Here is a 10,895-nt window from a genome sequence, read left to right on the forward strand (position 1 = left end):
TTGCCTGAAAGGCCCTCGATGAAACTCCATGCCGCTCTCCTGAAGACAGCGCTCGCCTGCGCGACCTTCGCCTTCGCCGCTGCCGCGCCCGCGCAGATCGCCACCACCAAGGGGCCGCTGAAGCTCATCGTCGGCTACCCGGCCGGCGGCTCGGCCGATGTGCAGGCGCGCACGCTGGCCGACAAGCTCGCGGCCGAGCTCGGCACCACGGTGGTGATCGACAACCGCACCGGCGCCGGTGGCCAGATTGCGGCCGACTACGTGCGCGCGGCGCCGCCCGACGGCCTCACGGTGCTGCTGGCCAACATGCACATGATGGTGATGCTGCCGCTAACCTCGAAGTCGGTGCGCTACGACCCGGTGAAGGACTTTCACGCCGTCGGTCGCATCGCAAGCTTCTACGAGGGCATCGCCGTGCCGACCGCGCTGCCGGTGCAGAACGTGCAGCAATGGCTGGAGCTCGCGCGCACCGATGCGTCGAAGGCGAGCTACGGCGTGCCCGCACCCGGCAGCGTCGCGCAGTTCATGGGTTTCCGCCTCGGCAGCGAGGCCAAGGCCAGCCTGGTGGCGGCGCCTTATCGCGGTGCGGCGCCGCTGGTGCAGGACCTGCTTGGCAATCAGATCGCAGCCGGCATCATGCCGATCGCGGACCTGGTCGCGCACCAGCAAAGCGGCAAGCTCAAGGTGCTCGCCGTCAACGGCGCCAGGCGCGCCTCGCTCCTGCCCGATGTGCCCACGCTCAAGGAACTGGGCCAGCCGCACTTCGACAACCTCGAATGGACCGGCCTCTTCGTGCCCGCCGGCACGCCGCGGCCCATCGTCGACCAGCTGCATGCGGCGCTGGGCAAGGCGCTTGCCAACAAGGAGGTGCAGGAGCGCCTGCACAAGCTCAGCAGCGATCCGAGCCCGAGCACGCCGGAGGAGCTGACCAGGCTCATTGCCGACGATCTCAAGCGCTGGGCTCCGGTGGTCAAGGCCTCGGGCTTCAGCTCGGAATGACGCGCGCGCCGATCCCGCCGCACAAGTCCCTGCGCCTGCCCGGCGTCCATGGCTATGCCGACTGCAAGAGCGTGGCCGCCGGCGAGCTGGTGCGCTTCCACATCAGCAGCGACCGGGGCTATCGGCTCTCGGTCTGCCAGCTCGGCAGCGATGTGGAAGGGCGCAGCGACGACCTGGTGCTGCATGCCTTCGCGCCGTCGCCCGCGCGCGTGCAGCCGATCCACCCCGGCTCCTATGTCTTGGTCGAGAAGGGGCTGGATGCGATGCTGCCGCTCTCCGGCCTGACGCTGGAGTGCTGGGTCAAGCCCTGGAGCGTCGCAGCGCGCCAGACCTTGATCGGCCAGTACGACTTTCCCGCCCGCTGCGGCTGGGGCCTTTTCATCGAGGAGGGCGGGGCGCTCGCCTTCTACCTCGGCGATGGCCGGGCCTTCCGCGCCGAGGCGCAGCAGGCGCATGGCCGGCTCTCTGCGCGGCGCTGGCAGCATGTGGCCGCCACGTGGAACGGCCGCGTCGCGGCGCTATGGATCGATGGTCAGCAAGTCGGGCAATGGGATGCGGTGCAGGAGGTCCGGCCCGGTCCCGCGCCGCTGCGAATGGGCGCGAGCGGCGTCGACGGCCTGGCCGATGTCTTCCTCGAAGCCGATCTCATCATGCCGGCCCTCTACGGTCGCGCGCTGGCGCCTGAAGAGATCGCCGAGCGCCACGCGCAGCGCGGCCTCGCGATCGCCTCCGGCCGCTCGGTGCTGGCCTGCTGGCCGCTGCGCGAGGAGCGCGGCGCGCAGGTGGCCGACGCCAGCGGCCATCAGCGCACCGGCCGCATCGTCAACCACGGCACCTGGATGATCGTCGGCCCCGCGTTCGAGCCGGCCAAGGTGGGGCACAGAGAAGACGCCGAGTCGCGCTACGACCCCTTTGCCGATCCGACGCGCGGGCACGGCCTGCGCTTCGCGAGCGACGATCTCTACGATTGCCGCTGGGAGGCGACGCACGAATTCCGCATTCCCGCGGACGCGAAGTCGGGCGTCTATGTGGGCCGCATCCGCTACGAGCTCGACGGCCGCGAGGCCGACTACGACATCACGTTCATCGTGCGCAAGCCCGCGCATGCGGCGCCGGCGCCGGTCCTCGTGCTGTGCGCCGTCAACAGCTGGCTGGCCTATGCGAGCACGCCCTTCGCGAAGAACGTGGTCGACGACCCTGTGTGGCCGCGCCGTGCGGCCGGCCTCGAGAACTGCCATCCGCAAGCGCCGGCCTACAGCAGCTACACCTACCACCGCGCCGGCCAGCCCTGCTACCAGGTCGGCCTGCGCATGCCCTGGCCCAATGCCAGCCCCAATGCGCTCTACGACCCCGAGGGCAGCGGCTTCAGCCAGTGGACGCGGCTCGAGCGGCGCCTGCACGCCTGGCTCGCGCGCGAGGGCTATGACTTCGACGTGATCGGCGACATCGACCTGCACCGCGATCCGGCGCTCCTCTCGCGCTACAAGACCGTGTTCGTCAACGGCCACAGCGAATACTGGTCGCTGCCCGCTGTCGACGGGCTCGACGACTACCTCTGCCGCGGCGGCAGCGCGATCGTGCTCTCGGGCAACACCATGTACCTGCGCGTGAGCTACGACGAGGACTTCACGGTCATGGAGCAGCGCAAGGTCAACGGCCCCGACCATGACGAAACGGCGCCCCCGGTGGGCCCGCCGGCCGGCCCCTTCGGCGAGCAGTACCACGGCCAGGACTGGGCGCGCGGCGGGCGGCTCAGGGCCTCGGGCCGGGCGGCGGCCGACATCATCGGGCTCGAAACGGCGGGCTGGGCCTTCGCCGACAGCGAGGACTTCGGCGTCTACCACGTGGCGCAGCCCGCGCATGCGCTCTTCAACGCGCCGTACCCGCTGGGCCTGGCCAGGGGCCAGACCTTCGGCCATGCGCCGGACGGTGGGTTGCCGCGCGCGATCGGCCACGAATGGGACCTCACGATCGCCACGCTCGCGCGCATGACGAAGCGCATGCCGCCGGGCGCTGCGCTGCCCGTGCCGCAGGAAGGCATCGAGGTCATCGCCCAAGGCATCCGGCGCGTGCCCGGCCGCCTCGACGCCTACCTCGACTGCTTCTCGAACCTGACCGAGTCGCTCGACGGCCTCTCGGCCGAGATGATCTACTGGGAGCGGCCGCAGGGCGGGCGCGTGTTCCACGCCGGTGCGGTCGGCGCAGCCTGGGTGCTGGGCAGCGACCCGAATTTCGGCAAGCTGCTGAAGAACGTGCTGTGGCGCTTCGGCGTAGAGCCCGAGTAGAGCGCAGGCCCGAGGGTCAACCCGCGAGCAGGGCGCCGAAGCGTTCCACGTCGACATTGCCGCCGCTGATCAGCACGCCGATGCGTTTGCCGCGCAGCTGCGCCTTCATTTCGCGCGCGGCCGCAAAGCCCAGGCAGCCGGTGGGCTCCACCACCAGCTTCATGCGCGAGGCGAAGAAGCGCATGGCCTCGACCAGCTGCGCGTCGCTCGCCGTGAGCACGTCGTCGACATCGCGGCGGATGATCGGGAAGGTGTGCTGACCCAGGTGCTGCGTCTGCGCGCCGTCCGCGATGGTCTTCGGCGTATCGATGTGGACGATCTTGCCGCTGCGAAAGGACTGCTGCCCGTCGTTGCCCGCCTCGGGTTCCACGCCGTAGACCTTGCATTGCGGCGAAAGCGCGCGCGTCGCGAGCGCCGAGCCCGAGATCAGCCCGCCGCCGCCCATGGGCGCGAAGAAGGCATCGAGCGGCCCCACTTCCTCGTACAGCTCCTTCGCCGCCGTGCCCTGGCCCGCGATCACGTCGGGATGGTCGTAGGGCGGGATCAGCGTCAGGCCGTGCTTCTCGGCCAAGTCGCGGCCAATCTCTTCGCGGTCGTCCTTGTAGCGGTCGTAGATCACCACCTGGCCGCCGTAGCCCTTGGTGGCCGCCACCTTGGCCGCCGGCGCGTCGTGCGGCATCACGATGGTCGCGGGCATGCCGAGGATGCGCGCCGCGAGCGCGATGGCTTGTGCATGGTTGCCCGAGGAGAAGGCGACCACGCCGGCACGTCGCTGGCGCTCGTCGAACTTCGACAAGGCATTGAAGGCGCCGCGGAACTTGAAGGCACCCATGCGCTGCAGGTTCTCGCACTTGAAGAAGACCTCGGCGCCGAGCTCTTCGTCGGCCGTGCGCGAGCGCAGCACCGGCGTGCGGTGGGCGTGGCCTTCGATGCGCGCGGCAGCGGCGGCGACGTCTTCGAAGGTGGGCAGTTTCAGGGTTTCAGACATGGCGCTCCTTGATGTGGACAGATTATCTATATCTGGACAAATTATCAAAGAACTTCGAACCAGCGGTCCGCCCACTGGTTGAGCGGCTTCAGGCGCCTCACGAGCTCGACGCCCGATTCGGTGAGCGCATAGCCGAGCTCGGCCGGCTCGACGATGTTCAGCGCGCGCAGTTCCTTGAGGATACGCAATGTGCCTTAGCGGCCGATCTGCTCGAGCAGGGCGCCGGGCCATGACGGGGAGGGCATCTGAGGTCTTGGCGTTCATGCGGGAGGTGGGGGCGCAACGGCGCGGTGGCGAGCGGGATGAAGCTGGAGTGAGCGCTACCGTGCCAATTTTTCCGGCGCCGCCCTGTTCGCCGGCCCCTGGTCTGCCGATATACCGGCATGACCCCCACGAAGACGCCGGCCCCGGGCGAGCCGAACTACAGGATCCAGCAACGCGAAGGTTGCAGGATCGTGTACGGCCACATGCCGCTGCGCGACTGGCTGCTGCTCTTGAAAGAGGCGAGCGACATCGACGTGCTGCATGCCGACGTCGCGCGCATGCTGGGCGCCACCGCGGTCCTCGGGCCGCCGCAAGGGCTGGCGCGCATCCGCGAGCAGGAAGCGCCCGCCGCGATGGGGCGCGTGCGCGCACAGCTGGGCCGTGCCGCACGCCGGCTCAAGCCGGATGCGGTGCGCTGGCTGGCGGCGGGTGAACAGGGGCTGTCGAGCCTGGCGCTCTTCACGCTCCTGACCGGCGTCCGTCCGCCGCACTACGGCGGCACGGCACTCGACCTGCCGAGCAGCGCGAGCGAATTCCGCCGCTGCCGCCTGCTGGTGGAGCAGACGCCCTCGCTGCGGCGGCCCCTCCTGCTGCTGGCGGGGCGCGTCGGCGAACCGGCGGTCGTGCCCTGGGCCGCGCTGGCCGAGGCCTGGAAGGATCTCTGCACCCAGATGGACCACGAGCTCCCGCACTGGCGCGACCAGGCCGGCCGCGCGCCGGGCGTCAATGCGATGCTGGCCTGCTTCCTCGAAGTGGAGACCGACCTCGCCGTGCTCCAGTCGAGCCGGATGACCACCGCATCGCTGGCGCTGCCGGACGGCTTCCCGAGCCCGGTCGCACGCCGCGCCGGCGGCGCGCGCTGGTTGATGTAGCCTTGCCGCCGGCAGTCATGGGGGCTGCGATGAGGTGACCCGGTGAGCCGTCCGAAGCTCTTGTTTATTGCCGCGCTCGCGCTTTCGATGAACCTGGCGGCGCACGCCGGCGCGTGGGGCGACGGCGCCTTCGACAACGACGCCGCACAGGAATGGCTGGCCGAATGCGCGCGCTCGACCCATCCGGCCCTCGCGTCCGAGGCCCTGGACATGGCGCTCCTCGCAAGCTACGTCGATGCGGACGACGGCGCCGCGGCGGTCGCCGTCGCCGAGCTGATTGCCGCTGCCATCGCAAGAGACAGCGCGGCATCGAAGGCGCGGGCAGTGCCCTGCCTGGCCGGCAAGCGACCCGAAGAACTGCAGGCGCTTGCATCGCGCGCCAGGCAGGCCCTGGCCCGTGTCGCGGACCGCAGCGTGTCCGAGCTCGCGCAGCAATGGGAAGAAGAAAAGCCGAACCAGTGGGCCTCCAACCTGGCTCGGCTTGCGGCACGTCTGCAGCGCTAGGCTCTTCTTAACGCGCGGTTACCAGCGGGACAAGGAGTTCAGGCGATGTCCGACAGAAAAATTCGGAGGCTCGGATGTGATTCCCTGCTTATGGCTTGTCGTGTCGGAAGGTAAAGATGTCACAGGGTTTCGATTCAAGGTCTGTGCGGGCAACAGAGGTATCGATCGGCGAGCAGTTGGACGCTGCCCGCAACGCGGCGAGCGCAAGAGAAGCGGCGCAGGCCGACATCGTCCGCTCGTTCGGAAGCTTCATTCGCGGCGGCCCGGGGCCCACGGATGAGCAGCTCAGACAGTTCGCCAGGCTGGCAGCCGACGAGGAGCGACGGCGGCGCCGGCTCGCCGACCGCCTGGCGGCACTGCCGGCCGACAACGAGCCCGAGACTGCACCGCCCGTCCTGGCGAGGAGGCCACTGCGCGCCGTTGCGTTGCTGGCCGCATGGACCGTGGCGATCCCGCTCATGGTTGTCGCGGCCTTCGGGCCGCGTGACGGATCCTTCTCTTCGGCGAGCGACAAAACGCCGATGCACGCGTCGCCGTCGCCGGCTGGGCCGGCCGTCGCGCTGGCACTGGCGCCGAAGGCGGAGGAGATCGAACCTGTTGCCGCCACTCCGGAGCGCTCCCGCGCGAGCTCGGGCAAAACCCCGCGCAGGTCTTCTTCATCGGCCCGCGCCGCTGCAGCACCGCTGCTGGTCCGCGCCGGCGCCCGGGGCCCATTGGCCAAGTGCACGGGCCTGAGCTTCATCTTCCAGGCGGTCTGCACGAACTACGCGTGCGCGCAATCCTCCGCCCGCCGCAGCCTGCAGTGCGCCGAACCCTTGCGCCAGCGCCGTCTCGACGAAGCGCGCCGCAATCCGCTGCAGCTCGGCTGAGCCTGCGCCAGTCGTTCAACTGCGCCTGGCTGCGAGAGTCGGATCGCCGAGCGTTCGATTGAGGGCGACCGCTTTTCGCGTCAGGAGGCGCACGGTGGCGGGGTCGACCGTCGTTCCCTCATAAAGTTCCAGCGTGGCCATTTCGTATTTCCCTCCAGGCTTGAGCCGGGGTTCAATGGTGCGCAGCTGCTGCCCTCGCCAGAAGCCGAACAGTACCCGGGCTTCCTCCGCGCGAATGAGGAGCACGGGCCCGTTCGCGAGATAGACGAGGTGGCGCCATTTCACGACCTCCTCCATCGCCGACGCGGCGCGAACCGCCGCACGCAACTCCTCGACGCACGCCCGACGCCAGCCATCGAGGGCGGCCACATAGGCGTCGGGACTGGCAGCAGGCGTCGTCTTTTGCATTCCGGACAGGCTTGATCGGCGAAGCTTAAACGGGAGCGGGGTGCCAAGGCGTCGTTCGACGAGCTTCGGCTGTGGAGTCGGAGTGCCTGCGGTATCGTGGGTGCGCCTCGCCGGCCGGTCACGGCCGCGGGGCTGTCTACCAAGGAGAGGCAATGCGAACCATCTTCGCGATCGCGGGTGTTCTCATCCTGGCGGGCTGTGCGGGGGCTGCGCATGCGCCGCCGCCGTCGGCCTGCGGCACCGACCCTGCAGGGCAGGCCTGCGAGGTGGAGCGCTACATGACCGCTCCGTAGCCGCGCCCCGACCGGTCGCTCAATCGTCCAGGCGCACGACGTCCGGATCGGCTGCGCTGCCATGCAGCCGCTCGACCTCGGCCGCGCGCCGCGTCAGCACCGCGCGCTGGTTGATGTAGCCCTTGTCGGTGATCTCGCCGGCATCGATGTCGGGCGGGGTAGCGAGCACCAGCGCGCACACCGGACGTTGCGAGGAACCAGCACCCGCGTCGCGCATGGCTGCCATCGTGCGGCGCAGCGCGTCCGCCAGCTCCTCGCGCGGCAGCGCGGCGCCCTGCGGGCTGGCGAACACCAGCATGCCGACCGCCTCGCGGTCGTGGCCGGTGATCACGACGTCCTGCACCAGCGGCGCGAGGCGCGAGACTAGCTCCACGCGCAGCGTGCCCACCGACACCCAGGTGGCGCTGGTGAGCTTGAAGTCCTCGGCCACGCGGCCGTTGAACATCACGCCGCGCTCGGGCCGCGTGTCGTCGACCAGGTAGCCGGCGTCGCCGATGCGGTAGTAGCCCTCCTCGTCGAAGGCCTGCGCGGTCTCGCGCGGCGCAGCGCGATAGCCGGGAAACACCGAGACGCCCTTGACCCGCATCTCCAGCTTGTCGCCATTGGGAACGAACTTCAGCTCCAGCCCCGGCAGCGGCGCGCCGATGCAGCCGGCGCCGTCGAGCTTCCAGTGCGCCGAGGTGATGGCAGGCGAAGTCTCGGTCGCGCCCCACGAAGTGGTGAGCCACAGCGGCTGCGCAGGCCGCGCGCGCCGCGCCACCGCTTCGAGCCGCTGCCAGGTCGAAGGCGCGAGCGCCGCGGCGGCATAGAAGCACAGGCGCAGGCGCGAGAAGGCCTCGGCCGCGAGCGCGTCGTCCGCTTCGAGAAAGGGCAGCAGCATGTCGTAGCCGCGCGGCACGTTGAAGAGCAGGGTGGGCCGCACCTCGCGCAGGTTGCGCACCGTCTTCTCCATCAGCCCCGGCGCCGGCCGGCCCTCGTCGATGTAGAGCGCGCCGCCGTGGCAGAGCACGATGTTGAAGTTGTGGTTGGCGCCGAAGGTGTGGCTCCAGGGCAGCCAGTCGACCAGCACCGGCGGCTCCTGGTCCAGGAAGCGCCAGGTCTGCGCGATCATCTGCTGGTTCGCGCACAGCATGCGGTGCGTGTTGATCACCACCTTGGGCTTGCCCGTGGAGCCCGAGGTCAGCAGGTACTTGGCGTGGGTGTCGGGCAGGACGGCCTCGAAGGCCTGCATCACCGCCGGCGTCTCCGCGGTGGAAAGCAGCCGCTCGAACGGGAGGGCGCCGGGATGCGCATCGGCGTTGCGGCTGAAGACCGTGATCGCCTCGACGCCGCAGCCGGCCAGCGCCTTGCCGTAGACCTGGGCATCGGACGCGTAGATCAGCGCCGGCCCCAGCGCCTGCAGCATGGCGTGCAGGCGCGAGGGGTCCTTGGCCATGCGCGAATAGGCGCTCGAGAGCGAGCAGGCGGTGCGGCCGATGTGCATGGCGGCGAGCATCAGCACCGCATGGTCGATCGCGTTGTCGGAGAGGATCACCACCGGCTTGTCCGCCGGCACGCCCAGGTCCAGCAGCCCTTGCGCCACGGCGCCGACCGCGCGGCGCAGCGCACGGTAGTCGAGCTGTAGCCAGCCTTCGCCGGTTTCGTCGCGCTCGGCCAGTGCGAGCGCATCGGGCGTCTCGCGCGCCCAGCGCTCCAGCCATTCGCCGATGCAGCGCGCATAGGGCTTGAGTGCGACCGGCGAACGCAGCGCGAAGGAGCCGTCGTCGAAGTCGATGCGGATCGTGCGGGGCGGGGCGAGCTGGCGCTCGTCGTCGAAGAAGCTCTTGGTCATGCTGTTGCCTCCAGGGCGAGTAGGCGGCCGCCGCCGGGCCGCCCCAAGGCGGGCCGCGCCGCCCCCTCGGGGGGTGGAGTTACACGAGCGAAGCTCGTGAAAAGCCGGGGGGCCTTCATGTTTCGAGTGTGCCGGACGCGGCCTTGGCGCGAATCAGGTTCATCAGCAAGGTGTCGCGCGCGGCTTCGAGCTCGCTGGTGTGGCGTTGCCCCAGCTCCGCGGCCACGCCTTCGGCGACCTGCTGCTTGAGCTCGGCCGTCATCGTCGGCGCACCCAGATCCTTCCACCAGTCCTCGATCGGCCCGCCCAGGTGCGCGAGCACATGCGCGATGCCGCCCGCGCCGCCGGACAGATGCAGGTTCATGAACGGGCCCATCACGGCCCAGCGCAGGCCGGGGCCATGCGCAATGGCCGCATCGATGTCGGCCACCGACGCCACGCCCTGATCCACCAGGTGGAAGGCCTCGCGCCACAGCGCGGCCTGCAGGCGGTTCGCGATATGGCCCTTGACCTCGCGCTTCACGTGGATCGGGCGCTTGCCGATCGCCGCATAGAAGGCCATCGTGCGCTCGATGGCCGCAGGCGACGTCGCCGTGCCGCCGATCACCTCGACCAGCGGGATCAGGTGCGGCGGGTTGAAGGGATGGCCCAGCACCACGCGCTCGGGATGCGCGCAGCCGGACTGCACCTCGCTGATCGTCAGGCCCGAAGAGCTCGATGCGAGGATCGCCTGCGGCTTGGCGGCCGCATCCATGCGGCGGAACAGGTCGATCTTGAAATCCAGGCGTTCGGGGCCGTTCTCCTGCACGAAGTCTGCGTCGCGCACTGCGTCTTCCAAGGTTTCATGGAAGCGTAGGCGATCCATCGATGCGCCCTCAACCAGCCCGAAGCGCTCGAGCGTGGGCCAGTGCTGCGCCACCGCTTCACGCAGCCGCGCCCCGGCGCCCGGCGAAGGATCGGTGGCATCGACCTCGAGCCCATGGGCAAGGAAGTAGGCGGCCCAGCTGGCGCCGATCACGCCGGTGCCGACGACCGCGACGCGTGCGATGGCCGTGTCCATGTGCGCCACCCGTCAGGACTCGGCCGTGAAGCCGACCTTCTTGACCAGCGGGCCCCAGCGCTCGAACTCGGCGTGTTGCGAGCGGGTCATCTCCTCGACCGTGGAGCCCTGCGCGATCAGGCCGACCACCGCCAGGCTGTCGATGACGGCCTTGTCCTTGATCGCGGCGTTGACGGCCGCGTTGGCGGCGGCGATCTGCGCGGCCGGCGTCTTCGCCGGTGCATAGAAGCCGAACCACTCCTCGGTCGTCAGTTCCGGAAAGCCCTGCTCCGCCAGCGTCGGCACCTCGGGCGAGAACGGCGAGCGGGCCTTGCCGGAAGTCGCGAGCAGGCGCAGCTTGCCGGCCTTGTGGTTGGCGATGAAGTCGCCGCTGGGCGTCACCATCGCGGCGATCTGGCCGCCCACCACGTCGGTCACGCCGGGGATCGAGCCGCGGTAGGGCACATGCTTGAGCTCCACGCCGTTGTTGATGCCCAGCAGCGCGCCGATGAAGTGCGGCGTGGAGCCGGCCGCGGGCGAGCC

12 protein-coding genes are annotated in these 10,895 nt (G+C 69.9%); 6 read left to right on the forward strand and 6 right to left on the reverse strand.

Features of this window, described 5'->3' with window-relative positions; all coding sequences use genetic code 11:
* Nucleotides 1-18: 18 nt before the first annotated feature.
* Nucleotides 19-999, forward strand: a complete 981-nt coding sequence (locus AC3A6B_RS23015; RefSeq protein ID WP_487838962.1) for a Bug family tripartite tricarboxylate transporter substrate binding protein — start codon at nucleotides 19-21, stop codon at nucleotides 997-999.
* Nucleotides 996-3,284, forward strand: coding sequence for a N,N-dimethylformamidase beta subunit family domain-containing protein (locus tag AC3A6B_RS23020; RefSeq protein ID WP_487838963.1), 2,289 nt, complete (start codon nucleotides 996-998; stop codon nucleotides 3,282-3,284). The genes AC3A6B_RS23015 and AC3A6B_RS23020 overlap by 4 nt, the downstream gene beginning before the upstream one ends.
* A 16-nt stretch (nucleotides 3,285-3,300) precedes the next feature.
* Here AC3A6B_RS23020 and AC3A6B_RS23025 read toward each other — a convergent pair whose 3' ends face one another.
* Nucleotides 3,301-4,272 carry a threo-3-hydroxy-L-aspartate ammonia-lyase gene (locus tag AC3A6B_RS23025; RefSeq protein ID WP_487838964.1) on the reverse strand — a complete coding sequence of 324 codons (972 nt, stop codon included), beginning with the start codon at nucleotides 4,270-4,272 and terminating at the stop codon, nucleotides 3,301-3,303.
* Nucleotides 4,273-4,316: 44 nt separating this feature from the next.
* The gene (locus AC3A6B_RS23030) at nucleotides 4,317-4,460 is read right to left on the reverse strand and encodes a hypothetical protein (RefSeq protein ID WP_487838965.1); all 144 of its coding nucleotides are present in this window, start codon (nucleotides 4,458-4,460) and stop codon (nucleotides 4,317-4,319) included.
* Nucleotides 4,461-4,655: 195 nt separating this feature from the next.
* Between AC3A6B_RS23030 and AC3A6B_RS23035 the strand changes: the two genes are divergently transcribed.
* The 3 genes from AC3A6B_RS23035 to AC3A6B_RS23045 all read left to right on the forward strand — a co-directional run bounded on the left by AC3A6B_RS23035 (nucleotide 4,656) and on the right by AC3A6B_RS23045 (nucleotide 6,781).
* Nucleotides 4,656-5,408, forward strand: a complete 753-nt coding sequence (locus AC3A6B_RS23035; protein WP_487838966.1) for a hypothetical protein — start codon at nucleotides 4,656-4,658, stop codon at nucleotides 5,406-5,408.
* A 42-nt stretch (nucleotides 5,409-5,450) separates the two neighbouring features.
* Nucleotides 5,451-5,912, forward strand: a complete 462-nt coding sequence (locus AC3A6B_RS23040) for a DUF4259 domain-containing protein (protein WP_487838967.1) — start codon at nucleotides 5,451-5,453, stop codon at nucleotides 5,910-5,912.
* Between the two features lie 116 nt (nucleotides 5,913-6,028).
* Complete coding sequence (locus tag AC3A6B_RS23045; protein ID WP_487838968.1) at nucleotides 6,029-6,781, forward strand: hypothetical protein; 753 nt, start codon at nucleotides 6,029-6,031, stop codon at nucleotides 6,779-6,781.
* Nucleotides 6,782-6,796: 15 nt separating this feature from the next.
* Here AC3A6B_RS23045 and AC3A6B_RS23050 read toward each other — a convergent pair whose 3' ends face one another.
* The gene (locus AC3A6B_RS23050; RefSeq protein WP_487838969.1) at nucleotides 6,797-7,189 is read right to left on the reverse strand and encodes a DUF1801 domain-containing protein; all 393 of its coding nucleotides are present in this window, start codon (nucleotides 7,187-7,189) and stop codon (nucleotides 6,797-6,799) included.
* Between the two features lie 152 nt (nucleotides 7,190-7,341).
* Here AC3A6B_RS23050 and AC3A6B_RS23055 point away from each other — a divergent pair, with 152 nt between their 5' ends.
* Nucleotides 7,342-7,482: a hypothetical protein gene (locus AC3A6B_RS23055; RefSeq protein ID WP_487838970.1), complete on the forward strand. Its 141-nt coding sequence runs from the start codon at nucleotides 7,342-7,344 to the stop codon at nucleotides 7,480-7,482.
* 19 nt (nucleotides 7,483-7,501) lie between these two features.
* Here the strand turns inward: AC3A6B_RS23055 and AC3A6B_RS23060 are convergent, their stop codons facing one another.
* The 3 genes from AC3A6B_RS23060 to AC3A6B_RS23070 form a co-directional block, all read right to left on the reverse strand.
* Nucleotides 7,502-9,313, reverse strand: coding sequence for a feruloyl-CoA synthase (locus AC3A6B_RS23060; RefSeq protein ID WP_487838971.1), 1,812 nt, complete (start codon nucleotides 9,311-9,313; stop codon nucleotides 7,502-7,504).
* Between the two features lie 115 nt (nucleotides 9,314-9,428).
* Nucleotides 9,429-10,373, reverse strand: a complete 945-nt coding sequence (locus tag AC3A6B_RS23065) for a 3-hydroxyacyl-CoA dehydrogenase NAD-binding domain-containing protein (protein WP_487838972.1) — start codon at nucleotides 10,371-10,373, stop codon at nucleotides 9,429-9,431.
* A gap of 12 nt (nucleotides 10,374-10,385) precedes the next feature.
* On the reverse strand, nucleotides 10,386-10,895 hold a 510-nt coding region (locus AC3A6B_RS23070; protein WP_487838973.1), incomplete at its 5' end, for a tripartite tricarboxylate transporter substrate-binding protein.

The organism is Variovorax sp. Soil_C_33, assembly GCF_057656935.1.